Below are 24,937 nucleotides of genomic sequence, written 5' to 3' on the forward strand. Positions count from 1 at the left end.
GCGCGCCGGCGGGTGCGCCGTGCGCGCGGGGGCGGATCAGGCTCGGGCTGCGGAACAGTCCGGGCACAGGCCGCGGTAGGTGATCTCGGCGCCGGAGAGGGTGAAGCCGAACCGTTCGGCGTCGGGCAGCGCGGCCAGCGGGTCGCCCTGGGGGTGGACGTCGCGGATGGCGCCGCAGCCGTAGCAGACCAGGTGCTGGTGCGCGTGGTGGGCGTTGGGGTCGTAGCGCTTGGCGCGGCCGTCGGTGGCGACCTCCAACACCTCGCCCAGGCCGACGAGTTCGCCGAGGGTGTTGTAGACGGTGGCGCGGCTGATCTCGGGCAGCCGCTCGACGGCGCGCGCGTGCACCTCGTCGGCGGTCAGGTGGACGTGCTCGCCGTCGAGGACCTCGGCCACGACCCGGCGCTGCGAGGTGAGCCGCCAACCACGTCCGCGAAGTCTCTCCAGCAGGTCACTCATGGACTCAGGGTAAGTGACACTCCGACTTTGGTTCCAGTGTTGACTTAGACAAAGTCCAAGTTAGGATCGGTTCGTCACGACCGGATCACGCGGAGGCCCTCACATGACTACCCAGGACGAGCTGCGCCCCACCCTCACCACGGAGGCGGGTGCCCCCGTCGCCGACAACCAGAACACCGAGACCGCCGGGGTCGGCGGTCCGGCGCTGATCCAGGACCAGCAGCTGTTCGAGAAGCTCGCGCGCTTCAACCGCGAGCGCATCCCGGAGCGCGTGGTGCACGCCCGCGGCGCCGGCGCCTACGGCACCTTCACGGTGACCGCGGACGTCACCGCCTACACCCGGGCCGCGTTCCTCTCCGAGGTCGGCAAGCAGACCGAGACCTTCCTGCGGTTCTCCACCGTCGCCGGCAACCTCGGCGCGGCGGACGCGGTGCGCGACCCGCGCGGCTTCGCGCTGAAGTTCTACACCGAGGAGGGCAACTACGACCTCGTCGGCAACAACACCCCGGTGTTCTTCATCAAGGACGCCAGCAAGTTCCCGGACTTCATCCACACCCAGAAGCGCGACCCCTACACCGGCTCCCAGGAGGCGGACAACGTCTGGGACTTCTGGGGCCTGTCGCCCGAGTCCACCCACCAGGTGACCTGGCTGTTCGGCGACCGCGGCATCCCGGCGTCGTACCGGCACATGGACGGCTTCGGCTCGCACACCTACCAGTGGCAGAACGAGGCCGGCGAGTACTTCTGGGTGAAGTACCACTTCAAGACCGACCAGGGGATCAGGACCCTCACCCAGGACGAGGCCAACAAGCTCGCCGGCGAGGACCCGGACAGCCACCAGCGCGACCTGCGCGAGGCCATCGAGCGCGGCGACTTCCCGACCTGGACCGTCAGCGTCCAGATCATGCCGGCCGCGGACGCGGCCCACTACCGCTTCAACCCCTTCGACCTCACCAAGGTCTGGCCGCACGCGGACTACCCGCTGGTCGAGTTCGGCAAGCTGGAGCTCAACCGCAACCCCGACAACGTCTTCGCCGAGGTCGAGCAGTCGGTCTTCTCCCCGGCGCACTTCGTGCCCGGCATCGGCCCGTCCCCGGACAAGATGCTGCAGGGCCGGCTGTTCGCCTACGCGGACGCCCACCGCTACCGCGTCGGCATCAACGCCGACCACCTGCCGGTCAACCGCCCGCACGCCACCGAGGCGCTCACCAACCACCGGGACGGCTCGCTGTACGACGGCCGCCACGGGCGCCGCAAGAACTACGAGCCGAACAGCTTCGGCGGCCCGGTGCAGACCGGCCGTCCGCTGTGGGCCCCGCTGCCGGTCGACGGCGTCACCGGCACCCACGAGGCGCCCTCGCACGCCGAGGACAACGACTTCGTCCAGGCCGGCGACCTCTACCGGCTGATGGGCGAGGACGAGAAGCAGCGGCTGATCGGCAACCTGTCCGGCTTCCTCGCCAAGGTCTCGGCCGACCGCGACGACATCGTCGAGCGGGCGGTCGACAACTTCCGCAAGGCGGACGCCGACTTCGGCCGGCGCCTGGAGACCGCGGTGCGGGAGCTGCGCAAGCAGCAGTGACCGCGCCGCATCGCGGGGCCCGGTGAGGGGCCCCACGAGCAGCGGGCCCCGAGTGCCGCCGGAGAACCGGCGCTCGGGGCCCGCACCATGTCGTCACGGCGCCGCGACCGGACGCGGGGGGCGCCCGGGACGCGCTCGGACGCTCAGACGCTCAGACGGCGCAGCGCCTCCTCGTGCAGCAGGCCGTTGGAGGCGACGGCGTCGGCGCCGCCCGGGCCCGGGACGCCGTCCAGGCCGGTGAAGCGCCCGCCGGCCTCCTCGACGATGATGCAGTTGGCCGCCATGTCCCACAGCGACAGCTCCGGCTCGGCGGCGATGTCCACCGCACCCTCGGCGACCATCATGTAGGACCAGAAGTCGCCGTAGGCGCGGGTGCGCCAGCAGGCCCGGGTGAGGTCGAGGAACGGGTCGAGGCGCCCGCGCTCCTCCCAGCCGGTGAGCGAGGAGTAGGAGAAGGAGGCGTCCTCGATCCGCGAGACGCCGGAGACCTGGATCCGGCCGGCCTTGGCGAGGCTGCGCCCGGCGAACGCGCCGAGGTCCTTGGCGGCCCACCAGCGGCGGTTCAGCGCGGGGGCGGAGACGATGCCGACGACGGGGCGCTCCACGCCGTCCGGGCCGTCCTCCAGCAGCGCGATCAGGGTGGCCCAGACCGGGACGCCGCGGATGTAGTTCTTGGTGCCGTCGATCGGGTCGATCACCCAGCGGCGCGGGCCGGAGCCCTGCAGACCGAACTCCTCGCCGAGCACCGCGTCGCGCGGGCGGGCCCGCTGCAGCACGCTGCGCACCAGCTCCTCGGCGGCCTTGTCGGCGTCGCTGACGGGGGTCAGGTCGGGCTTGGTCTCGACCCGCAGGTCGAGGGCGCGGAAGCGCTCCAGGGTGACCGAGTCGGCCGAGTCGGCGAGGACGTGGGCGAGTCGGAGATCGTCGTGGTAGTCGGCCATGGTCGAAACCCTAGCGCGGGCCCGCCCCGGGTCACACGATCCGCGGGCCCCGCCCGGAAGACCCCGATCCGGGAGAGCCCTCGCCCCCGAGGTGAGCGGGCGGGAATCAGTGGGCCGACCCGCTGAGCTGGAGGCCGATGACCCCGGCGATGACCAGGGAGATCGAGACGAGCTTGAGCACCGAGGAGGACTCGTCGAGGAAGAGCATGCCGTAGATCGCGGTGCCGGCGGCGCCGATGCCGGTCCACACCGCGTAGGCGGGGCCGACCGGCAGGGTCTTCAGGGAGAGCGTGAGCAGGCCGAAGCTGCCGAGGGCGAAGACGCAGAAGCTGATGGTGGGCCAGAGCTTGGTGAAGCCCTCGCTGAGCTTGAGGTTGATCGCGAATCCGGTCTCCAGCAGGCCGGCCAGGATCACCAGGGCCCATGCCATCGCGTGCTCTCCCTGTCGGTCGCGTGATCGGTCGGCGGCCGGGCCGTGATCCGGCCCGACTTTCCTATGATCACCACGAGAGGCCGCTCCGACACCTCGAAGGCGCAAACGGTCCGGAGACGGCCGTCAGTCGCCCTCGCGGGCCTCCTTGCTGGCCAGCAGGCGGCGCAGCGAGTAGAGCCGCGCGGGGTCGGCGTGTCCGTCGGCCACCCAGGCGTCCAGCGCGCAGTCCGGCTCGTCGTGGCTGCACGCGCGCGGGCAGTCCTCGGTGCCGGGCTCCAGGTCGGGGAAGGCGTGGATGACCCGGGACGGGTCGATGTGCGACAGGCCGAAGGAGCGGAACCCGGGCGTGTCGATCACCCAGCCCGCGTTCAGCGCCTTCTTCGAGCCGGGCCTGGCCCCGGGCGGCGGCGGCAGCCGCAGCGCGAGCGCCGAGACGGTGGTGTGCCGGCCGCGGCCGGTGACGGCGTTGACGTGGCCGGTGGTCCGCTGCCGCTCCGGGACGAGCGCGTTGACCAGGGTGGTCTTGCCGACGCCGGAGTGGCCGATGAACACGGTGCGCAGACCGCGCAGGTGCTCGCGGACGGCCTCGGCGCCGGTGGTCTCCAGCTCGTCGCGGCGGGTGACGACGTAGGTGATGCCGAGCGGCGCGTAGGACTCCAGCAGCGGCGCGGCCGGGGCGAGGTCGGCCTTGGTGAGGACGAGCAGCGGCTCCAGGCCCGCGTCGTAGGCGGCCACCAGGCAGCGGTCGATCAGCCGGGGCCGCGGCTCCGGGTCGGCCAGCGCGGTGACGATGGCGAGCTGGTCGGCGTTGGCGACGACGATCCGCTCGTAGGGGTCGTCGTCGTCCGCGGTGCGCCGCAGCACCGAGGTGCGTTCCTCGACCCGCACGATCCGGGCGAGGGTGTCGGTGTCCCCGGAGAGGTCGCCGACCAGCGAGACGGTGTCGCCCACCACCACGCCCTTGCGGCCCAGCTCGCGGGCCTTCATGGCGACGACCTCGTGCTCCTGCTTCGTCCCCGGGTCGACCAGGCAGGTCAGCCGGCCGCGGTCGACGGTGAGCACCATCGCCTCGGCGGCGTCCTCGTGCTTGGGCCGGATCCGGGTCCGCGGCCGCGAGCCCCGGCGGGCGGGGCGGTTGCGGATGTCGTCCTCGTCGGCGTCCTTGCCGTAGCGGCGCATGTGCCCAGTCCTCCGCTCAGCCGCCCGCCACCGGTCCGGCGAGCAGCTCGTCCCACATGGCGGGGAAGTCCGGCAGGGTCTTGGCGGTGGTGGCCACGTTCTCCACCTGGACGCCGGGCACGGCGAGCCCGATCACCGCGGCGGCGGTGGCCAGGCGGTGGTCCTCGTAGGTGTGGAAGACGCCGCCGGTCAGCTTGCGCGGGCGGATCCGCAGGCCGTCCGCGGTCTCGCTGACGTCGCCGCCGAGGCCGTTGATCTCCTTGGCGAGCGCCGCCAGCCGGTCGGTCTCGTGCAGCCGCAGGTGGGCGATGCCGTAGAGGTGGGACTCGGAGTCGGCGAGGGCGGCGACCGCGGCGATCACCGGGGTGAGCTCGCCGACGTCGTGCAGGTCGGCCTCGATGCCGTGGATCCGGCCGGTGCCGGTGAAGCGCAGGCCCTCGTCGGTGAACGCGCAGCTGCCGCCCATCCGGGTGTAGAGGTCACGCAGCTGGTCGCCGGGCTGGGTGGTGTGCTTCGGCCAGTCGCGGACGGTGACCTGGCCGCCGGTGACCAGGGCGGCGGCGAAGAACGGCGCGGCGTTGGAGAGGTCGGGCTCGACGACCAGGTCGCGCCCGAGCAGGGCGCCGGGGGTGACCCGCCAGACGTCCTTCTCGCCGCCGTCCTCGGGGGCGTCGACCTGGACGCCGGCCAGCCGCAGCATGTCGACGGTCATCCGGATGTGCGGCAGCGAGGGGACCGGACCGCCGACGTGCCGGACCTCGACGCCGTTGTTGTAGCGGGCGCCGGAGAGCAGCAGGGCGGAGACGAACTGGGAGGAGGCGGAGGCGTCGAGCTCGACGGCGCCGCCGTCGAGGGCTCCGGTGCCGTGCACGGTGAGCGGGAAGGTGCCGCGGCCGCCGTCGTCGATCCGGGCGCCGAGGGCGCGCAGGGCGTCGATGACGCCATGCTGCGGGCGCTCGTGGCTGCGCGGGTCGCCGTCGAAGTGGACCGGGCCGTCGGCGAGGACGGCGAGCGGGGGCAGGAAGCGCATGACCGTGCCGGCGTTGCCGACGTCGACCGAGGCGGGGCCGCGCAGCACGGGGGCGGGGATGACCCGCCAGGCCTCGCCGCCGCCGGTGCCGCCGGTGTCGTTGTTGACCCGCTCCTCGATGGTGACGCCGAGGGCGCGCAGGCCGTCGGCCATCAGCTGGGAGTCGCGGCTGCGCAGCGGTCGGCGCACCCAGCCGGGGCCGTCGGCGAGTGCCGCCAGGACCAGGGCCCGGTTGGTGACCGACTTGGAGCCGGGGATGGTGACGGTGGCGTCCACGGGGGTGGTCGCGACGGGGGCGGGCCACAGGGTCTCGGTCATGGGCCCAAGTCTAGGGGCCGTGGTGGGGGCAGCCCGTTCGCCTCCGATGCGGGGGCCGGCGGGGTGCGGCGGCGCGCGGGGGCGGTCAGAGGGGGTGCAGCAGCCAGCTCGCGCCGAGGGCGAGCGCGGCGAGGGCGGCGACGAGGAACAGGGTGGTCCAGGCGAGGCCGGGGATCCCGGTGAGGCGGGCGAGCTGGTCGGCGTCGGAGTCGCGGGCCTCGCCGCGGCGGCGCTGCCGCTGGAGTTCGAGGACCGGGCGGACGGCGCCGAACAGCAGGAACCAGGTGCCGAGGTAGGCGAAGGCGGCCTGGACCTCGGGGGAGCCGAACCAGGAGACCAGGACGAAGGCGCCGCCGGTGAGCAGCACGACGAAGCAGCCGAAGGCGTTGCGGATCCGCACCAGCAGGGCGAGCAGCAGCGCGACGGCGAGCCACAGCAGCAGGGTGATCCGGTCGGCGGCGAGCAGGGCGGCGCAGCCGAGGCCGAGCAGGGCGGGGGTGGTGTAGCCGGCCGCGGCGGTGAGGACCATGCCGGGGCCGGTGGGGCGGCCGTAGGAGAGGGTGAGGCCGGAGGTGTCGGAGTGCAGCCGGATGCCGGCGAGCCTGCGGTTGGTGGCGAGGGCGGCGAGGCCGTGGCCGCCCTCGTGGGCGATGGTGACCGCGCCCCGGGCGATCCGCCACAGCGGGCGGGCGAGGACGGTGAGCAGCGCGGCGGCGCCGGTGGCGAGGGTGAGCCAGCCGGGCGGGTCGGGCTGGGTGCCGGTGACGGCGGTCCACAGCTCGTCGAGGGTCCTGGCGTCCATCGTGCTCCTCCGTCTCGGTCCGGCGTTCCTCCCGGGGTGGCAGCCTGCCACGGGAGGGGACGGCCGTCCGGGGGCGGGTGGTTCTCGGGGCGGACGGGGGCCCGGGGGCGGACGGGGCCGTGGCAAGCTGACGGTATGTGTGGTCGCTTCGCCGCGAGTAGCCGGCCCGGGGACATCGTGGAGCTGTTCGGCGTCGAGCAGTGGGATCCGGCCGAGACGCTGGACCCGAGCTGGAACGTCGCGCCGACGCAGAGCGCCTTCGTGGTGCTGGAGCGGCTGGCGAAGGGGGCGCCGGCGCCGGTGCGCCAGCTGCGGGTGCTGCGCTGGGGGCTGGTGCCGCAGTGGGCGGAGTCGCCGGAGACGGCGGTGAAGATGATCAACGCGCGGGCGGACACGGTGCACGAGAAGCCGGCCTACCGGCAGGCGTTCGCCTCGCGCCGGTGCGTGCTGCCGGTGGACGGCTACTACGAGTGGCAGACGGTGCCGGGGGAGCGGGGCAGGGCGCGCAAGAAGCCGTTCTTCGTGTCCCGGGCGGACGGCGCGCCGCTGGCGCTGGCGGGGCTGTACGAGTTCTGGCGCAACCGGGCGGTGCCCTCCGGCCACCCCGAGGGCTGGCTGGTGACCTTCACCGTCGTGACGACCGAGGCGGAGGAGCTGCTGGCGCCGATCCACGAGCGGATGCCGCTGTACCTGGACCCGGGGTCGTTCGACGCCTGGCTGGACCCGCGGCTGGACGACAGCGGGGCGCCGGAGCTGCGCAGGCTGCTGGAACCGCCGCCGCCGGGGGCGCTGCGGGTGACGCCGGTGTCGCCGGAGGTCGGCAGCATCCGCAACGACCACGCCGGGCTGACCGAGCCCCACACCGAGCCCGAGACCACCCTGTTCTGACCGCCCCTGCGAGAGGACCACCGCCGTGACCGCCGCGAAGTCCGCCCCCGTGACCACGGAGACGGTGCCCACGCCCGCCGGGGACGCCCGGATCACCCTGCACCCGGCCCCCGCGCCGCGGGCCGTGCTGGCGCTGGGGCACGGCGCCGGCGGCGGGATCGAGGCGCGGGACCTGGCGGCGCTGGCCGCCGCCCTGCCCGCCCGGGGGGTGTCGGTGGCGCTGGTCGAGCAGCCCTGGCGGGTGGCGGGCAGGAAGGTGGCGCCCGCGCCGAGGACGCTGGACGCCGGCTGGGAGCCGGTGGCCGGGCGGCTGGCCGGGGAGGGCCCGCCGCTGGTGGTGGGCGGGCGCAGCGCCGGGGCCCGGGTGGCCTGCCGGACGGGGGCGGCGAGCGGTGCGGTGGGGGTGGTGGCGCTGGCGTTCCCGCTGCACCCGCCGGGCCGGCCGGAGAAGAGCCGGGCGCAGGAACTGCTCGGCTCGGGCCTGCCGACGCTGGTGGTGCAGGGGCCCGCGGACCCGTTCGGCGGACCGGCGGAGTTCCCGGAGCTGCCGGACTCGCACGAGCTGCTGGCACTGCCGGCCGGCAACCACGGCTTCGAGGTGCCGAAGCGGGCCGCGGTGGGGCAGCAGGAACTGCTGGAGCTGATCGTCTCGGCGGTGGGGGACTGGGTGCTGCGGGTGGTGTGAGCCGGGCCGCGGGGTGCGGGAATGCGGGCGGGACCGGCGTGGTTGACATCCTCGTCAGGTGGAGTCCCGGTGGAAGGCAGGGCAGATGGGTTCGATCGCGTGCCCCGAGCGGCCGGAGGAGCGCGAGGCCGCGTCGGCGTTCGCTCCCTCCTGGTCGGACTGGCTAGTCGCGGGCGAGAAGCCCGTCGGCCCGATATCCTCCCTTTCGGGGCGGCCCACGGTGGGCCGTGTCCGTCATGCCGAGGAGGTGGGTCCGGTCGTCGGGACCGAGCACGAGGCCGAGCCGGGCCGGGGCCCGGAGGAGGGCCTGCCCGCGGGCGAGGCGCTCACCGGTGAGGAGCTGGCCGAGGCGATCGGTGAGGACACCTTCCGGGTGTCGGCGGAGGAGACCGAGGAGGCCCGGCGGGAGCGCTTCGAGCGCGACGCCCTGGGCTACCTGGATCCGATGTACTCGGCCGCGCTGCGGATGACGCGCAACCCCGCGGACGCGGAGGACCTCTTGCAGGAGGCGTTCGCGAAGGCCTACGCGTCCTTCCACCAGTTCCGCGAGGGCACCAACCTCAAGGCGTGGCTGTACCGCATCCTCACCAACACCTTCATCAACTCGTACCGCAAGAAGCAGCGGGAGCCGCAGCGCACCGCCGCCGAGGAGATCGAGGACTGGCAGCTGGCCCGGGCCGAGTCGCACATGTCGACCGGTCTGCGCTCGGCGGAGACCCAGGCCCTGGACCACCTCCCGGACAGTGATGTGAAGGACGCCCTCCAGGCCATTCCGGAGGAGTTCCGCATCGCCGTCTATCTCGCGGATGTCGAGGGCTTTGCGTACAAGGAGATCGCGGACATCATGGGTACTCCCATCGGTACGGTGATGTCCCGGCTGCACCGTGGCCGCCGTCAGTTGCGCGGCATGCTGGAGGACTACGCCCGTGAGCGCGGGCTGGTCCCGGCCGGCAGCGGGGCAGGGCAGGAAGCGAAGGGCTCGGGCTCATGAGCTGCGGCGATCCGCACGACACCGAGTGTGGCGAGGTCCTCGACCACCTCTACGAATTCCTCGACAACGAGATGGCCGAGGGCGACTGCGTCAAGCTGCGCGTGCACTTCGAGGAGTGCTCGCCCTGCCTGAAGCAGTACGGACTGGAGCAGGCGATCAAGGCGCTGATCAAGCGTTCCTGCGGCTGCGACGACACCCCGGCGGACCTGCGCGGGAAGGTGCTGGCCAGGATCGACTCGATCCGGGCCGGCCAGCGCCCGGGCGAGGCGGTGGCGGTGGCGGTCGAGACGATGCCGGAGGTGCACGCCGAGGCGGCCGGTGAGCCGGCCGGGCCGGGCCGGGCCGCGGAGGCGGCGGCCGGGACCTGAGGCGGGCGGCTGCGCCGGACGGCGCACGACCGGACGAGGCACGTGAGCGGCCCCGGGAGCGGATGCTCCCGGGGCCGCCGTCCGTCCGCGTCCTGCCCGCCCGGGCCCCGCCCTCACTCGATCGAGTGAGTTGGCGGTGTGCCAGCAGCGGCATTGCGCGATCACGCGTCCCCGTGCCGGAGCGGCACCCTATTCTCCTGACGGACGCTCACCCCGGGCCGCGCGCCGCCGTTTCGGCGTGCGCGGACGGCCGGCGGGCGGTCCGGGAGGACGGGCCAGGGCGGCGCGGGCCAGCACGCGGGGAGGTCGACATCGCTACCGACAGTGGAGACGGGGACCTTCCGCCGGGCGCCGCGCGCTACCTCGTGGCCGTGCCGGCGGCGGCGCTCTGCTGCCTGCTGACGCTGCTGCCGCTGCCCGGCCCGGCGGCGGTGCACTGGCTGGGCGCCCCGGTGGACTGGCCGAAGGTCGGACTCCTGGCCTTCCTGCACGCCTGCTGGGAGTCGCTCGCCCAGGGTCTGTCGACGCCGTGCCTGCGGTTGGCGTGGCTGCTGCTGCGCCGTCCGCCGCTGCGCGCCCGCCGGCCGGTGCGGCCCGGCGTCAACGCGTTCTTCCCGGTGCTGTTCGCCGGGGTGCTGATGCTGCCGCCGGCCGCCGCCGGGCTGTCCGCCGTGCCGGCCGCGCTGCTCGGGGCCGCCGGGCCGGGCGGCCGGCGGCGCCAGGTGTGGAACGGCGCGCAGCTCGCGCTGTCCGCCTTCGCGTCCTCGGCGGTGTTCCACCTGCTGGCCGGGCCGCAGCTGCTGCTCGGCTCGCGCTTCCCCGCCGCGCTGCTGCCCGCGTTCGCCGCGCTCGCCGCGTTCTGCCTGGTCAACGGCGGTCTGGTGGGCGGCATGCGGGTGCTGACGGAGGGCCGCTGCCCGGCCGGGCGGCGAGGCGGCGCCTCCGTCGTGCCGGGGCTCGCGGTGCTGGTGCACGCGGCGGGCGGGCTGATGCTCGCCGTGCTGTGGCAGGGGCCGTACGGCGCGTTCGCGGCGCTGCTGGCCCTGCTGCCGCTGTCCATCTCGGCCTGGGTGTTCGCCCAGGGGCACCGCGAACGCGAGGCCCACCAGGCGACCGTGCGGGCGCTGGTCCAGGCGGTGGAGATCAAGGACGCCTACACCCGGGGCCACAGCGAACGGGTCGGCCGGGCGGCGGTGCTGATCGCCGATCAGCTGGGCATGGAGGCCGAACGGCTGCGCACCCTGCGCTACGCGGGCATCCTGCACGACGTCGGCAAGCTCGGGGTGGCCACCGAGCTGCTGCGCAGAAACGGTCCCCTCACCGAGGCGGAGCGCCGGGCCGTCGAGGTGCACCCGGTGCACGGGTACGAGCTGGTGCGCGGGATCGCCTTCCTCGGCGAGGCACACGCCGGGATCCTGCACCACCACGAGCGGATGGACGGCCGCGGCTACCCGGCGGGGCTGGCCGGTGAGCAGATCCCGGAGTTCGCCCGGATCATCTCGGTCGCCGACGCCTTCGACTCGATGACCTCCACCCGCTCCTACCGGCGCGGCCGCCCGGTCACCGAGGCGGTCGCCGAGCTGGAGCGCTGCTCCGGCAGCCAGTTCGACCCGGTGATGGTGCGGGCGCTGGTGGACGCGCTGGCCGTGCACGACTGGCAGCCGGTGCTGCCGCCGCCCCCGGAGTGCATCAAGGAGGTGCCGGACATCCCGCTCGGCGTTCCCGAACCGGCCCGGGCGGCCCCGGCGCAGGGCGCGGCCCCGGCGCCGGGCGCCGGTCCGGGTACGGGCGCCGGTCCGGGCCCCGCCCCGGGCACGGTGCCGGTCCAGGGTGGCGGCGGCGTCCCGACGGCCGGGTCCTCGTGAGCGCGCGGCGGGAGGTGCGGCGGGGCGCGCGGGCGGGCGCGCCGATCATGGAGGGCGGCGCGCGGCAGTGGTCGGGCGCCGGGCGCGCAGACGCACAGGAGGGGTGCGCCGGTGCGGTGTGCGCGGTGCACGGGGCGGCGCTGGCGCTGCTGGCGGCGTCCCTCGGGGCGGTGCTGGTGCGCGGGCCCGCCCAGCCGGGGGTGGCACTGGCGTTCACCGCGCTGATCGCGCTCGGCGAGTGCGTGCGGATCACTCTTCCGGGCGACCGCGAGCAGACGCCGATCGGGGCGGCGGGGGCACTGGCGTACGCGCTGCTCGGGCCGCTGCGCGGGCTGCCGGCCGGGCCCGGGGTGCTCCAGGTGACGGCGGTGACCGGCGCCGGCCTGCTGCTGGCGCTGCTGCCCGCGGCGCTGCGGGCGGCCGCCGGGCGGGTGCGCGGGTGCGGGCCGACCGGGCCGGCCCCCTGGCGCGAGCGGGCCCGGCGGGACGGCGCGGCGCGGCGGCTGCTCGGCGCGGGCTTCGCGGCCGCGGTGTTCCAGCCGCTCTACAACAGCGGCGTGGTGGACCGGTTCTCCGCCGACGGCCCCGCGTACGGCGCGTTCCTGACGGCGGTGGCCGCGCTGGCCGCGCTCTGCGACGCGGTGCTGGCGGCGCTGCTGCGGCGGGCCCGCAGCGGGCTGCGGTTCCCGGCGGCGCTGGAGGACGAACTGCGCTCGCTGTTCGGGATCGGCACCGCGATCGCCGCCACCGGCATGCTGGTCAGCCTGGCCGCCGGGGAGGTGGGGCTCTGGGCGCTGCCGCTGTTCTGCGCGCCGCTGCTGCTGGCCCAGGTGTCCTTCCGGCGGGCGGCGGCGGTGCGGGCCACCACCGGACAGACCATCGCCAGCCTGGCCAAGGCCACCGAGGTGGCCGGGTACACGCCGCCGGGGCACGCCCGCCGGGTCGCCGACACCGCGTGCGCGGTCGGCCGCGAGCTCGGCCTCGGCACCCGGGAGCTGGCTCTGCTGGAGTACGCGGCGCTGATGCACGACGTCGGGCAGCTGTCGCTGGTGGAGCCGGTGCCGGGCGGGGCGACGGCCCTGCTGCCGGACGAGGAGCAGCAGCGGATCGCCCGGCTGGGCAGCGAGGTGATCCGGCGCACCGGGGTGCCGCGGCGGGTGGCCGAGCAGGTCGCCCGGCTGGCCGACCCGTTCCCCGGGCCGGACGGCGGGCGGGCGGTGCCGCTGGCGGCGCGCATCATCCGGGTGGCGAACGCGCACGACGACCTGCTGACGGCGGCCCGGGAGCGCGGGGTGGGGGAGGCGGTGGGCCGGCTGGAGGTGCTGGAGGCGCTGCGGCTGGAGCGGGGGCGGGTGTACGACGCCCGGGTGGTGGACGCGCTGGTGCGGGTGCGCGGCTGACCGCCTCCGGCGGTGCGCCCGGGCGCCCGGGGGCGGGCCGGGCGGCCGGTTGCGGGGTCCGGCAGGGGGCGTCCGGGGTTGAGGCGGCCGGGCCGGGCGGGCAGGCTGGGGGAGGGGCCGGAAACGGGCCGGGACGGAACCGGGCAACCCCGGCGGTGGGGAGCGCGGGCGGCGGCCGTCGTGGTTGGATGCGGTCGTAGCGTGGAAAACCGACCCGGAGCACCGGGCCCGTGACGCGGGAGCGGTTGCGGGACTTGAGCGGACGACGACGGCAGGGACGAACGTGAGGATCTTCCACCGGGCACGGCACCGGCCGTCCGCCACCTGGCGGCAGACGACCGACCGGGCTTTCACGTTGATCGGTGACGGCCGCTACGAGGACGCCGGCGCCCTGCTGGTGATGGCGGCCGACCTGGAGCCGTGGCTGTCCGACTCCTGGTTCAACCTGGCCCTGCTGCACAAGTTCCGCCGCGACTGGGAGCAGGCCCGGGCGGCCGGGCTGCGGGCGGTGGCGCTGCTGGACCGCGAGCAGGGCGCCCCGGACTGGTGGAACCTCGGCATCACCGCGACCGCGCTGCAGGACTGGCCGCTGGCCCGCCGGGCCTGGCAGGCGTACGGGCTGAAGCTGCCCGGCGGCCCGAACGCGCGGGAGGAGGGGCCGGTCAGCCTCGACCTGGGGACGACCCCGGTGCGGCTCTCCCCGGACGGCGAGTCCGAGGTGGTCTGGGGCCGGCGGCTGGACCCGGCCCGGATCGAGGTGCTGTCGATCCCGCTGCCGTCCTCCGGCAGACGCTGGGGCGAGGTGGTGCTGCACGACGGCGCCCCGCACGGCGAGCGGGTCACCGACGGCGTCGCCTACCCGGTGTTCGACGAGATCGAGCTGTGGGCGCCGTCCCCGGTGCCGACGTACGTGGTGCTGCTGCAGGCGGCCACCGAGGCGGACCGGGACGCGCTGGAGCGGCTGGTCGCGGACGCCGGCTACGCGGCGGAGGACTGGACGTCCTCGGTGCGGCTGCTGTGCCGGGCCTGCTCGGAGAGCCGGATGGCCTCGGACGACGGCCACACCGCCCACCACGACCCGCACGACGACGGGGACGCCGCGCACCCCGGCCACCTCAGCCACCTGAGCCCCGGCGCGGGCGGGATGTCCTGGCTGGCCGAGCGCGAGTGCGGGATCGCGGCCCCGGCGCACCTGGTGCGGGTGCTGCTGGACCGCTGGGCCGCGGCGTCGCCGGGGACCCGGGCGTACCGGGATCTCGAAGAGGTCTGCTGAGCGCCCTGAGTACCCTGGTGCGGTACGCGTAGGCCTAGGGAAGCGGAAGACATGGCGGAGCAGGACCAGCACGAGCACGACGGGACCCCGAAGGTGGTCGGCGAGCAGCCGGACCTCTCCAAGGGCACGGCGCGCCCGATCACCGTCTACGGCAACCCCGTGCTGCACCGCGAGGTGAAGGACGTGACGGCCTTCGACGGTGAGCTGTCCGCGCTGATCGACGACATGTTCCAGTCGATGTACGCGGCCGAGGGCGTGGGTCTGGCCGCCAACCAGATCGGCGTGGACCTCAAGGTCTTCGTCTACGACTGCCCGGACGACGAGGGCGTGCGCCACATCGGCCACGTGATCAACCCGGTGCTGGAGGAGTTCCCGAAGGACCGCAAGCGGGTGCTGGACGACGGCAACGAGGGCTGCCTCTCGGTGCCGACCGCCTACGCCGAGCTGCCCCGCCCGGACTACGCGGCGGTGACCGGCCAGGACAAGGACGGCAACCCGGTCCGGGTCGAGGGCACCGGCTTCTTCGCCCGCTGCCTGCAGCACGAGACGGACCACCTGTACGGCTTCCTCTACATCGACAAGCTGTCGAAGCGGGACCGCAAGGACGCCCTGCGGCAGATGGCCGAGGGCACCGCGCGCTACGCGACGGTCCCGAACGACTGACGGCGCCCGGGAGTTGACGGAGGGCCGGGGAGCAGCCGCTCCCCGGCCCTCCGGCGTGTGTGCGCGGCGTCAGCCGCGGGCGCGGGCGGTGGAGTCGCGGGCGACCAGGACGGGGGTGAACAGGTAGTCCCGGGCCCGGCCGCCGTGGCCCTCCAGCTGGCGCCAGAGGGCGTCGGCGACCGCGGCGCCCATCTCGTCGATCGGCTGGCGGACGGTGGTGAGCGGCGGGTTGCTGTGGGCGGCGAGGTAGCAGTCGTCGTAGCCGATCACCGAGAGGTCGCCGGGGACGGTGCGGCCGGCCTCGCGGGCGGCCTGGACCACGCCGAGGGCCATCAGGTCGCTGCCGGCGATCACCGCGGTGACGTCGGCGTCGAGCAGTTGGCGGGCGGCGGCCGCGCCGCCGGCGATGGAGTAGGCGGACTCGGCGTACCAGTCCGCGGGCGGCTCCTCGCCGAGCAGTTCGCGCATCGCGCGCCGGTAGCCGTCCAGGCGGTTGAGCGAGGGGCGCAGGTAGCCCTGGCCGCCGGCCAGGCCGATCCGGCGGTGGCCGAGTTCGCGCAGGTGGGCGACGGCGGTCCGGGCGCCGAGCGCCTCGTCGGTGGCGACCGTGGGGACGGCGAGGCCCTCCACCCGGCCGCTGACCAGCACCATCGGGATGCCGCGTTCGTGCAGCAGCCGGTAGAAGCCGTGGTCGGCGTCGGGGTTGGCGTGCCGGCCGGAGACCAGGACCAGGCCGGAGACGCCCTTGCGGAGCAGGACGTCGATGTAGCCGAGTTCGGCGGTGCCCTGGCGGGTGGAGGTGCCGACCACGGCGGTGAGGCCGTGCTTGGCGAGCTGCACCTCGATCGCGGAGGCGAGCAGCGGGAAGACCGGGTTGTCGAGTTCGGGGACGACGATGCCGATCAGCGCGCCCTGGTGCGGGTCGTAGCCCTGGTCGGGCTGCCAGCCGAGCTCCCGCATGGCCTCGGCGACCTTGACCTTGGTGTCGTCGGAGACGCCCGGCCGGTCGTTGATCACCCTGCTCACCGAGGCGGCGCTGACGCCCGCCCGGGCGGCGATGTCGCGCAGTGACGGGCCGCTCAATTGGTCCTCCGGTCTGGTCCGGCCTGCATCTTACAAAGCCCGGCGCGGCGGGCCGCGCATCAGGATGAAACGATCTTAGCAACATATTGCGCAACAGTTTCATCGCCGTTACGGTTCCCTCGTCGGCTCCGGAAAGCGGAACGCCGGCATCCGTTAACCTGTCCACCCGCCCCGAGGAGCCCCATGGACCCGGCCAGCCGCCACCGCCTCGCCGCCCGCCACCAGCCGCACCACGACGGGTCCGCGCGGTACGTCGGCGACCTCGCCCCGCGCCTCGGGCAGCACGTCGACCTGCTGGTCCGGGTGCCCGCCGGGCAGGAGGTCGAGCGGGTGTTCCTGCGCTCCGTCCCGGACGGCGAACCGCACTTCACGGCCGCCGTGGTCGACCGCGTCGACGACACCGGGACCACCTGGTGGCGGGCCGCCCTGGAGATGGTCAACCCGGAGATGAACTACCGGTTCTGGCTGCACACCCCGGAGGGCGGGCGCTGGCTCACCGCCGCCGGCCTGCGCGACCACGACCTGCCGGACGCCACCGACTTCCGCCTCACCACCCACCCCGCCCCGCCCGCCTGGGCCGCCGACGCGGTGGTCTACCAGATCTTCCCGGACCGCTACCACCGCTCCGGCGAGGCCCCGCTCGCCGCCTGGGCCCGCCCGGCGGACTGGGACACCCCGCTGCGCACCGGCGACGCCGAGGCCCTCCAGCAGATGTACGGCGGCGACCTCTGGGGCGTGGTGCGCAAGATCGACCACATCCAGCGGCTCGGCGCCACGGTGATCTACCTGACCCCGTTCTTCGAGGGCCGCTCCAACCACCGCTACGACGCCGTCTCCTTCGACCGGGTCGACCCGGCGCTCGGCGGCGACGAGGCGCTGATCGCGCTCACCACCGAGGCGCACCGGCGCGGCATCCGGGTGATCGGCGACATCACCCTCAACCACTCCGGCGACCAGCACACCTGGTTCCGCACCGCGCAGGCCGACCCGGAGAGCCCCGAGGCCGGCTTCTACTTCTTCGGCGACGGCGGACCGGACGACTACGCGACCTTCCTCGGCGTGCGCACCCTGCCGACCTTCGACCACCGCTCGGCCGAACTGCGCCGCCGCCTCTACGAGGGCCCCGACTCGGTGATCGCCAAGTACCTCGGCGCGCCGTTCCACCTGGACGGCTGGCGGGTCGACGTGGCGCAGATGGCCGGCCGCCGCGGCGACGTCGAGCTCAACCACCTGGTCGCCACCACCACCGCGGCCACCGTCCGGGCCGCCAACCCCGACGCCGTCCTGCTCGCCGAGCACCAGCACGACGCCTCGCTCGCGCTGGCCGGCGACGGCTGGCAGGGCACCATGAGCTACGCCGGCTTCACCCGGCCGGTCTGGAGCTGGCTGGTCGAGAAGCACGACCAGAAGGACTTCTGGGCCGTCCCCGGGCCGATCCCCGACTACGACGCCGCCCAAGTGCGCGCCACCATGACGGCCTTCGGCGCCGCGCTGCCCTGGCGCAGCCGCGCCCACAACCTGACCCTGCTGGACTCGCACGACACCGCCCGGTTCCGCACCTTCGCCGGCCCGGAGCGGCACCTGCTCGGCGCGGCCCTGCTGTTCACCCTGCCCGGCATCCCGATGGTGTTCTCCGGCGACGAGGTCGGCGTGCTGGGCGAGGGCCTGGAGGAGGGCCGCAAGCCGTTCCCCTGGGACGAGTCCGCCTGGGACCAGCACACCTGGCGCACCTACCGCGACCTGGTCCGGCTGCGCCGCAGCCACAGCGCGCTGACCGGCGGAGGGCTGCGCTGGCTGGTCGCCGAGGGCGACGTCCTGCTGTTCGAGCGGGAGGACGAGCGGGAGACGGTCCTGGTGCAGATCAGCCGGGCCGACCACCCGCCGGTGGCGGGGGAGTGGCACGCCACCCATCTGCTCGGCGGGCCGCAGCTGGTCCCCGGCCGTGACCTGCCCAGCGAGGGCCCGGCCGTGCACGTCTGGTCGGTGGCCCGATGAGCGCCGCCACCGTGCGCCGGGGCCGGATCGAACGGATTCCCGGCTTCCGCTCCGAACGGCTCGGCAACGAACGGGACCTGCTGGTCCACCTGCCGCCCGGCTACGACGACCGGCCGGACGCCGACTACCCGGTGCTCTACCTGCACGACGGCCAGCAGGTCTTCGACCAGGGGCAGCAGCCCACCTGGGCGGTGGACCGGACACTGGAGGCGCTGTACGCCGAGGGCCTGATCCCCGAGCTGATCGCGGTCGCCGTGCCCAACGCCGGCGCCGACCGGGGCGTGGAGTACTCGCACGTCGCCGAGTACTGGCGCACCCCCGGCACCCCGCTGAAGGGCCACCGCTACGAGGCCTTCCTGACCGACGAGGTCAAGCCGTTCGTCGACGCCCGCTACCGGACCAGGACCGGTCCGGAGCACACCGCGCTGATGGGCTCCTCGATGGGCGGCCTGGTCACGTACCACATCGCCTTCCGCCGCCCGGAGGTCTTCGGCCTGGCCGCCGTCCTCTCCCCGTTCCTCACCCACGTCGACCCGCAGAGCCTCGGCGAGAAGGTGGTGCACGAGCGCTACCGGCGGCGCGGGCCGCGCCGGATCTGGCTGGACATCGGCGGCCGGGAGGGGCTGATCATGGCCCGCCCCGCCCGTGAGCTGGCCGGCCGACTGGTCGACGAGGCCGGCTACACCTCCGGCGCCGACCTGCTCTACTACGAGGACCCGGACGCGCCGCACCACGAGAACGCCTGGCGCCCGCGCTCCCGGCACGCGCTGCTGCACCTGTTCGGCGCGCCCTCGCCGGTGCGCTCGCTCACCGTCGAGCCGGAGATCCTGCTCGCCCCCGGCGAGACCTGGAGCGCCGTCAACCCGGTCGCGGTCCGCGCCGACGGCGTCCGGTACACCGCGCTGGAGGCCGGCTACCGGGTCGAGCGCCCCGAGGTCGCGGCCGTCTCGCCGCACGGCGGGCTGCTCCCGCTGGCCGCCGGGCGGACGGCGGTCACCGTCCGGGCCCACGGGCTGGCCGCGCGCACCGAGGTCGCGGTCGACCCGGAGCTGCCGGCCCACCCGGTCCTGGAGGTCACCGTGACCGTCCCGCCCGGAACCCCCGACGACGCCCCCGTGATGTTCGGCCCGCTGCCCTGCGCCCCGGCCGGACCGGGCCGCTTCCGCGGCCGGATCGCGGTGCCGCGCGGCACCGGCTTCGACGGCGGCGTCTCGCGCGGCTGGGGCCTGGACGCCGTCGACGCCGACGGCCGGCGGGTGCTGCACCCGCTGCGGGTCGACCGCGACACCCGGCTCGACCTCACCGTCGAGCGCTGGCACCGGCCGGCGGACGGCATCTGACCCGCACCCCGTCCGCCGCGACCCGCCCCCGCGACCCAATCCCCGCACCCCTCCCGGACGAAGGAGTCTCGGACCATGCGCCACCGGATCATCCACCGCAGAACCGCCGCGCTCGGCCTGCTCGCCCTGCTGGTCACGGCCTGCGGCGGCACCTCCCCCGCCGCCGGCCCCGCCGGCACCCCCACCGCGGACGGGCCGATGACCGCCCCGCCGCTCGGCGCCGCCGAGGGCGACCTGGTGATCTGGGCCCAGACCCAGCAGGCCGCCGCCCTCCAGCCGCTCGCCGACCGCTTCGGCAAGGAGAACGGCGTCAAGGTCACCGTCGCCCCGCAGTCCGTCAACACCCAGCAGGCGTACGTCACGGCCACCAACGCGGGCAAGGGCCCCGACCTGGTGGTCGGCGCCTCCGACTGGCTCGGCAACCTGGTGCAGAACGGCACGGTCGCCCCCGTTCCGCTGACCGCTCAGCAGAAGGCGCTGTTCCAGCCCGCCGCCCTCGCCGCCGTCGCCCGGGAGGGCCAGCAGTTCGGCCTGCCCTACGCGACCGAGACCCTGGTGCTTTTCCGCAACACCGAACTGGCCCCGGCCGCGCCCGCCACCTTCGAGGACCTCGCCACCGCCGCCGCCGAGGCCGTCCGGTCCGGGAAGGCGGAGGTCCCGCTGGCGCTGCCGGTCGGCCAGCAGGGCAACGCCTACGCGCTGCAGCCGCTGTTCACCTCGGCCGGCGGCTACCTGTTCGGCGCCAAGCCGGACGGCGGCTGGGACACCGCGGACCTCGGGGTCGGGGGCCCGGGCTCGATCGCGGCCGGCGAGCTGTTCAAGCAGCACGGGGAGAAGGGCACCGGGCTGCTCAACCGCTCGGTCGACACCAACGCCATCTCGCTGTTCACCGGACGCAAGTCGCCCTACCTGGTGGCCGGGCCGTGGGCGCTCGGCCAGGTCAAGCAGGCCGGCCTGCCGTACGCCATCTCCCCGGTGCCCGGCTGGGCCGGCAAGGGACCGGCCCGCCCCTTCATCGGCGTGCAGGCCTTCTACCTCTCCGCCAAGGCGAAGAACCAGCCGCTCGCCCAGGAGTTCCTGCTGCGCGCCATCGGCTCGGAGGAGGGCCAACTGGCGCTCTACCAGGCCTCGCCGGAGCCGCCCGCGCTGAGCTCCGCCCTCGCCAAGGCCACCGCCGGCGACCCGGACATCGGCGCCTTCGCGGCCGCGGGCGAGGCCGGGCAGCCGCTGCCGACCATCCCCGCGATGAACGCGATCTGGGGCCCGCTCGGCCAGGCCGAGGCGAGCATCGTCGCCGGCGCCGACCCGGCCGAGACCATGCGCCAGGCCGGCGAGGCCATCCGCGCCGCCCTCGGCACCGGCCACTGACACCCCCCGGCGCCCCGCGCCCCTCCCGGACGGACCAGGGACCACCCCATGACCTCCCCCACCCTTCAAGGCAGCAGGCGCCCGGCCGCCCCCGCCGCCGGGCCCCCGGGGCGCCGGCCCCGCCGGGCCGGCGCCCTGACCGCGCAGCTGGTGAAGATCGCCCTGCTGTCCGGGGTCACCGCACTCGCCCTCTTCGCCGCGCCCAAGCTCTACCGGGACGGCCACTGGGCCGGCCTCGGCGTCCTTGCCGCGGGCACCGGCGCGACCTTCTGGGTCTACCTCTCGCCGCGCCGGCTCGCCGCCAAGTACCTGCTGCCGGCCACCGTGCTCTTCCTGGCCTTCGTGGTCTACCCCGTGCTCCACATCGTCGCCGTCTCCTTCACCGACTACGGCGACGGGCACCTGCTCACCAAGGAGCAGGCCGTGCGCACCCTGGTCGACACCTCCGTGGAGGCCGTCCCCGACGGCGCCTCGTACACGCTCACCGTCGCCACCGGCGCGGACGGCGGCCCGCTCGTCCTGCTGCTCACCGACCCGGCGACCGGCCGCACCTCGGCCGGCACCGCGCGCGGCCTGGCCCCCGCCCCGGACGGGACGGTGACCGCGGCCGACGGGCGGGTGACCGCCGCGCCGGGCCTGCGGATCCTCACCCCCGGCCAGGTCAACGGCCGCGCCCAGGAGCTGAAGGGGCTGCGGGTCCCGGTGGACGGCGGCTTCGTGATCGGCCAGGGACTCTCCTCGGCCACCACCGCCCGGCCCACCCTCACCTACGACGCCCGGGCCGACACCCTCACCGACACCCGCAGCGGCACCGTCTACCGCGCCGAGGACGGCCGCTTCACCGCCACCGACGGCTCCGGGCGGACCCTGCCCACCGGCTGGCACCGCACCGTCGGCTTCGCCAACTTCACCGCCGTGCTCACCAGCCCGGCCGTCCGCGGCCCCTTCCTCTCCGTGCTCGCCTGGACCTTCGGCTTCGCCGCGCTCTCCACCGGCGCCTCCTTCGCGCTGGGCCTCGGCCTCGCCCTGACCCTGCACCACCCCCGGCTGCGCGGGCAGCGGGCCTACCGCTCGCTCCTGCTGCTCCCGTACGCGATGCCCGCGTTCATCGGCATCCTGATCTGGCAGAGCATGTACAACCGGGACTTCGGGCTGCTCAACCAGCTGCTGCCCACCCGGATCGACTGGCTCGGCGACACCTGGAGCGCGCGCTTCGCGGTCGTCCTGACCAGCCTGTGGCTCGGTTTCCCCAACATGCTGCTGATCTGCACCGGGGTGCTGCAGTCGATGCCCGCCGAGCTGAACGAGGCCGCGCGGATCGACGGTGCGGGGCCGTGGACGGCCTTCCGCGCGGTGACCTTCCCGCTGCTGCTGGTGGCCGCCTCACCCGTGCTGATCTCCTCCTTCGCCTTCAACTTCAACAACTTCAACGCCGTCCAGCTGCTCACCGGCGGAGGACCGTTCGACGGGGCGGGCGGAACGGCCGGCGCTACGGACATCCTGATCAGCTACACCTACCGGGTGGCCTTCGGCGGGCAGGGCGCCCAGTACGGCTTCGCCGCCGCCCTGTCGGTCTTCATCTTCCTGCTGGTCGGCCTGATCACCCTGGTCGGCTTCCGCCGCACCCGGGCCCTTGAGGAGCTGAACGCATGACCACCACCGCCCGATGGCTGCGCCGCTTCGGCTGGCGGCACCTGGTCGCCCTCCTCGCGGTCGGCTTCGCGCTGTTCCCGCTGCTGTTCGTGGTCTCCGCCGCGCTCAATCCGCTCGGCACCCTGCAGTCCTCCACCCTGCTGCCCGAGCACGCCTCGCTCGCCAACTTCACCGCGCTGTTCACCGACGAGCAGTACCCGTTCGGCCGCTGGCTGGCGAACACGGCGCTGATCTGCGGCAGCTTCGCCGTCCTCAACGTGCTGCTCGGGATCTGCTCGGCGTACGCGTTCTCCCGGTTCCGCTTCCGGGGCCGGCGGGTGGGACTGCTCACCGTCCTGCTGGCGCAGATGTTCCCGCAGTTCCTCGCGGTCGTCTCGCTCTACCTGCTGTTCGCCGGGATCGGCGACGTGCTCCCGGCGATCGGGCTGGACACGCCCTGGGGGCTGCTCCTGGTCTACCTGGGCGGGGCGATGGGGGTGAACACCTGGCTGATGAAGGGGTACCTGGACACCATCCCGAAGGAGGTCGACGAGGCCGCCAGGGTGGACGGGGCCGGGCATGCACAGATCTTCTTCCGGATCATCCTGCCGCTGGCCGCGCCGATGCTGGTGGTGGTCGGGATCCTCTCGCTGACCACCGCGCTCAACGACGTCATCCTGGCCGGCATCTTCCTGACCTCCAACGAGTCCAAGACGGTGGCGGTCGGCCTCTACGGGATCATCTCCGGCCAGCAGGACCAGAACTACGGCCTCTTCGCGGCCGGGGCGCTGGTGACCTCGCTGCCGGTGATCGTGGTCTACCAGTTCCTCCAGCGCTACCTCGCCCAGGGGCTCACCGCCGGCTCGGTCAAGGGCTGAGCCGGTGGCGGGCCCGCCCGGTCAGCCGGTGACGAACAACCACTCCGGGCCGTAGGTGAAGTGGGGGTCGGCGGGGAGCTTGACGGCGTTGATCTTCTGGGCGGTGCGGCGCAGCTCGCCCATGAGGTGGACGGCCGGGCTGAGGTCCGCTGCGGAGGGGCTCCACGCGTCCTCCAGGGCCTTCAGCAGGGCGCTGTACTGCTGGTTGAAGGTGTGCAGGTGTTCGGCGGTGGCCGCGTCCGGCTCGTTGCCGGGGGAGTTGGCCCAGCCGCCCTGCGGGACGCGGCCGACCGGGAAGGTGTCCGGCAGCGGCACGTCGGGGCCGACGAAGTCGAACGTCCCGGTCTGCTCGTCACGGACGAACTTCTTGCCGACGGCGATCTCCTTGAACGCGTAGTAGTGGGCGAGTTCGCCCGGGGCGCCGGGGAACGGGTTCTCCGGGGAGGCGGTGGTGCCCTCGCCCTGGGCCTGGATGACGTGGATGGCGCTCAGGACGTCGCCGAGGGCGTTCATCGGGACGATGTCGTTGCCGGCCCCGTGGCCGGCCCCGAGCGGGACGCTCACCTGCTGCCGGCCGGTGAGCAGGTGCTCGAACCTGGGGAAGACGTCGGCGATCCGCTGGTAGAAGGCGCCGATGGTGTTGCCGTCCTCGGCGAAGCCGAGCGGGTGCTCCGGCTTCTCGATGGCGGCGAACAGCGCGGCGGAGTCCCGGGTCAGCCCGCTGAGGAACACCTCAAGACCGGGGTTGACGCCCCCGGGCAGGTGACCGGGGTACTTGGGGACGGTGAGCGGGTCGGTGAGGGTGACCGTGCCGCCGATGCTGGTGAGCATGTTGGCCACCAGGCCGAAGTGCGACATCTCGTCGAAGACGATCTCGCGGATGGTGTGGCGGACCGGCTTGTTGTTGTCCGGATCCGTGATCGACCACAACGCGGTGGCGTAAGGAGGGATGGTCGACAACTCCAGCATGATCGCCCGCTGGAGTGCGTCCTTGAGCTCCTGCTCGCCCCACTCGTCTTCCCCGACGCTCATGAGCTGAACGATCGCGTCACTCTCGTAATCCAGAACCCTGGTGGCCATATTGCGTCCCCTCTCGATCGCCTGTGGCCGGACCGTATGCGGGAACCGATCATCCATGGACACATCCCGCCACCGCAGCCCACGAGTCCAGCCGAACGGCCCCGCCCGGCGTGAAACGCCAGGCGGGGCACATCGTCGAGTGGAGTTCTGTTCCTCAGGCGATGCGGCCGAGGTGGATGACCACGATGGTCACCGTCTGCTCGGAGATTTCGTACATGACACGGTAGAGACCGATGTGGATGCGGCGGAGGTCTGGAGAGCCATAGGCGGCTGAGCCTGCTGGTCGAGGATTCAAGGCCAGCAGGTCGACTGCGTCCATGACCTGGCGGAGGCCGTCGGCGTCGTCCTTGAGGAACCGGGCGGCTGCGTTGATCGCTGGCTCGTCCCAGCTGATCCGGTAGGTCACTCACGCTCCAGGCCGAGGATGGAGCGGACTTCCTCGTGCGGCACGCTGGTGGCCGTGCCGGAGGCCTGGCGGGCACGATAGCGGGCGAGTGCGAGCTCGTCCTCCAGATCGGCCAGCTCTTGCGGATTGATGAGGACGGCAGCGGGCTGGCCGTGGTCGGTGATCGTGATGCGTTCGCGGCTGTGGGAGGCACGGCGGACCAGAGTGCCGAATCTCGCTCGCGCCTCGGTGATGGGCAGAGTCTCACTCATAGCAGAACTGTACACTTCGCGCTGGTC

At 74.1% G+C, this 24,937-nt stretch carries 24 protein-coding genes; 14 read left to right on the forward strand and 10 right to left on the reverse strand.

Annotated features, from left to right (window positions below):
• Window positions 1–36 precede the first annotated feature (36 nt).
• Window positions 37–459: a Fur family transcriptional regulator gene (locus ACF1AK_RS21390; RefSeq protein WP_391500398.1), complete on the reverse strand. Its 423-nt coding sequence runs from the start codon at window positions 457–459 to the stop codon at window positions 37–39.
• A 103-nt stretch (window positions 460–562) separates the two neighbouring features.
• Here ACF1AK_RS21390 and ACF1AK_RS21395 point away from each other — a divergent pair, with 103 nt between their 5' ends.
• Window positions 563–2,041 (forward strand): catalase, encoded by a 1,479-nt coding sequence (locus tag ACF1AK_RS21395; protein WP_391500399.1) that lies wholly within the window; start codon window positions 563–565, stop codon window positions 2,039–2,041.
• Window positions 2,042–2,184: 143 nt separating this feature from the next.
• Here ACF1AK_RS21395 and hisN read toward each other — a convergent pair whose 3' ends face one another.
• From hisN to ACF1AK_RS21420, 5 genes are all read right to left on the reverse strand, one after another.
• On the reverse strand, window positions 2,185–2,982 hold the full coding sequence (gene hisN, locus ACF1AK_RS21400; RefSeq protein WP_391500400.1) for a histidinol-phosphatase: 798 nt from the start codon (window positions 2,980–2,982) through the stop codon (window positions 2,185–2,187).
• A 106-nt stretch (window positions 2,983–3,088) separates the two neighbouring features.
• A complete protein-coding gene (locus ACF1AK_RS21405) occupies window positions 3,089–3,412 on the reverse strand; it encodes a DMT family transporter (RefSeq protein ID WP_391500401.1) in 324 nt (107 codons plus the stop codon).
• 126 nt (window positions 3,413–3,538) lie between these two features.
• Window positions 3,539–4,594, reverse strand: coding sequence for a ribosome small subunit-dependent GTPase A (gene rsgA, locus ACF1AK_RS21410; RefSeq protein WP_391500402.1), 1,056 nt, complete (start codon window positions 4,592–4,594; stop codon window positions 3,539–3,541).
• Window positions 4,595–4,610: 16 nt separating this feature from the next.
• On the reverse strand, window positions 4,611–5,942 hold the full coding sequence (gene aroA / locus ACF1AK_RS21415; RefSeq protein ID WP_391500403.1) for a 3-phosphoshikimate 1-carboxyvinyltransferase: 1,332 nt from the start codon (window positions 5,940–5,942) through the stop codon (window positions 4,611–4,613).
• An 85-nt stretch (window positions 5,943–6,027) separates the two neighbouring features.
• Window positions 6,028–6,744 carry a M50 family metallopeptidase gene (locus tag ACF1AK_RS21420; protein WP_391500404.1) on the reverse strand — a complete coding sequence of 239 codons (717 nt, stop codon included), beginning with the start codon at window positions 6,742–6,744 and terminating at the stop codon, window positions 6,028–6,030.
• Window positions 6,745–6,879: 135 nt separating this feature from the next.
• Between ACF1AK_RS21420 and ACF1AK_RS21425 the strand changes: the two genes are divergently transcribed.
• The 8 genes from ACF1AK_RS21425 (at window position 6,880) to def (ending at window position 14,877) form a co-directional block, all read left to right on the forward strand.
• Window positions 6,880–7,632, forward strand: coding sequence for an SOS response-associated peptidase (locus ACF1AK_RS21425; protein ID WP_391500405.1), 753 nt, complete (start codon window positions 6,880–6,882; stop codon window positions 7,630–7,632).
• 25 nt (window positions 7,633–7,657) lie between these two features.
• Window positions 7,658–8,317, forward strand: a complete 660-nt coding sequence (locus tag ACF1AK_RS21430) for an alpha/beta family hydrolase (protein ID WP_391500406.1) — start codon at window positions 7,658–7,660, stop codon at window positions 8,315–8,317.
• A 247-nt stretch (window positions 8,318–8,564) separates the two neighbouring features.
• Complete coding sequence (locus tag ACF1AK_RS21435; RefSeq protein WP_380295037.1) at window positions 8,565–9,308, forward strand: sigma-70 family RNA polymerase sigma factor; 744 nt, start codon at window positions 8,565–8,567, stop codon at window positions 9,306–9,308.
• Window positions 9,305–9,676 (forward strand): mycothiol system anti-sigma-R factor, encoded by a 372-nt coding sequence (gene rsrA, locus ACF1AK_RS21440; RefSeq protein WP_391500407.1) that lies wholly within the window; start codon window positions 9,305–9,307, stop codon window positions 9,674–9,676. Before ACF1AK_RS21435 ends, rsrA begins: the two co-directional genes overlap by 4 nt.
• 371 nt (window positions 9,677–10,047) lie before the next feature.
• Entirely contained in the window at window positions 10,048–11,541 is a 1,494-nt protein-coding gene (locus tag ACF1AK_RS21445) for an HD-GYP domain-containing protein (protein WP_391500408.1), read from the forward strand.
• 116 nt (window positions 11,542–11,657) lie between these two features.
• Window positions 11,658–12,941 (forward strand): HD-GYP domain-containing protein, encoded by a 1,284-nt coding sequence (locus ACF1AK_RS21450; protein WP_391500409.1) that lies wholly within the window; start codon window positions 11,658–11,660, stop codon window positions 12,939–12,941.
• A 283-nt stretch (window positions 12,942–13,224) separates the two neighbouring features.
• On the forward strand, window positions 13,225–14,214 hold the full coding sequence (locus ACF1AK_RS21455; protein WP_391500410.1) for a tetratricopeptide repeat protein: 990 nt from the start codon (window positions 13,225–13,227) through the stop codon (window positions 14,212–14,214).
• Window positions 14,215–14,265: 51 nt separating this feature from the next.
• The gene (gene def, locus ACF1AK_RS21460; protein WP_391500411.1) at window positions 14,266–14,877 is read left to right on the forward strand and encodes a peptide deformylase; all 612 of its coding nucleotides are present in this window, start codon (window positions 14,266–14,268) and stop codon (window positions 14,875–14,877) included.
• Between the two features lie 69 nt (window positions 14,878–14,946).
• On the opposite strand, the gene ACF1AK_RS21465 is transcribed toward def, so the two are convergent.
• On the reverse strand, window positions 14,947–15,960 hold the full coding sequence (locus ACF1AK_RS21465; RefSeq protein ID WP_391500412.1) for a LacI family DNA-binding transcriptional regulator: 1,014 nt from the start codon (window positions 15,958–15,960) through the stop codon (window positions 14,947–14,949).
• Window positions 15,961–16,143: 183 nt separating this feature from the next.
• Between ACF1AK_RS21465 and ACF1AK_RS21470 the strand changes: the two genes are divergently transcribed.
• The 5 genes from ACF1AK_RS21470 to ACF1AK_RS21490 all read left to right on the forward strand — a co-directional run bounded on the left by ACF1AK_RS21470 (window position 16,144) and on the right by ACF1AK_RS21490 (window position 23,173).
• Window positions 16,144–17,955, forward strand: coding sequence for a glycoside hydrolase family 13 protein (locus ACF1AK_RS21470; protein ID WP_391500413.1), 1,812 nt, complete (start codon window positions 16,144–16,146; stop codon window positions 17,953–17,955).
• Window positions 17,952–19,295 (forward strand): alpha/beta hydrolase, encoded by a 1,344-nt coding sequence (locus tag ACF1AK_RS21475; protein ID WP_391500414.1) that lies wholly within the window; start codon window positions 17,952–17,954, stop codon window positions 19,293–19,295. Before ACF1AK_RS21470 ends, ACF1AK_RS21475 begins: the two co-directional genes overlap by 4 nt.
• 75 nt (window positions 19,296–19,370) lie before the next feature.
• On the forward strand, window positions 19,371–20,663 hold the full coding sequence (locus ACF1AK_RS21480; protein WP_391500415.1) for an extracellular solute-binding protein: 1,293 nt from the start codon (window positions 19,371–19,373) through the stop codon (window positions 20,661–20,663).
• A gap of 48 nt (window positions 20,664–20,711) precedes the next feature.
• Window positions 20,712–22,316, forward strand: a complete 1,605-nt coding sequence (locus ACF1AK_RS21485; protein ID WP_391500416.1) for an ABC transporter permease subunit — start codon at window positions 20,712–20,714, stop codon at window positions 22,314–22,316.
• Window positions 22,313–23,173 (forward strand): sugar ABC transporter permease, encoded by an 861-nt coding sequence (locus ACF1AK_RS21490; protein WP_391500417.1) that lies wholly within the window; start codon window positions 22,313–22,315, stop codon window positions 23,171–23,173. The genes ACF1AK_RS21485 and ACF1AK_RS21490 overlap by 4 nt, the downstream gene beginning before the upstream one ends.
• A gap of 21 nt (window positions 23,174–23,194) precedes the next feature.
• On the opposite strand, the gene ACF1AK_RS21495 is transcribed toward ACF1AK_RS21490, so the two are convergent.
• The 3 genes from ACF1AK_RS21495 to ACF1AK_RS21505 all read right to left on the reverse strand — a co-directional run bounded on the left by ACF1AK_RS21495 (window position 23,195) and on the right by ACF1AK_RS21505 (window position 24,910).
• Complete coding sequence (locus ACF1AK_RS21495) at window positions 23,195–24,205, reverse strand: ferritin-like protein (protein ID WP_391500418.1); 1,011 nt, start codon at window positions 24,203–24,205, stop codon at window positions 23,195–23,197.
• 202 nt (window positions 24,206–24,407) lie between these two features.
• On the reverse strand, window positions 24,408–24,659 hold the full coding sequence (locus tag ACF1AK_RS21500; protein ID WP_391500419.1) for a type II toxin-antitoxin system RelE/ParE family toxin: 252 nt from the start codon (window positions 24,657–24,659) through the stop codon (window positions 24,408–24,410).
• Entirely contained in the window at window positions 24,656–24,910 is a 255-nt protein-coding gene (locus ACF1AK_RS21505) for a type II toxin-antitoxin system Phd/YefM family antitoxin (RefSeq protein WP_391500420.1), read from the reverse strand. Before ACF1AK_RS21505 ends, ACF1AK_RS21500 begins: the two co-directional genes overlap by 4 nt.
• Window positions 24,911–24,937: the final 27 nt, after the last annotated feature.

This window comes from Kitasatospora sp. NPDC015120, assembly GCF_043080305.1.
Classification (GTDB): domain Bacteria; phylum Actinomycetota; class Actinomycetes; order Streptomycetales; family Streptomycetaceae; genus Kitasatospora.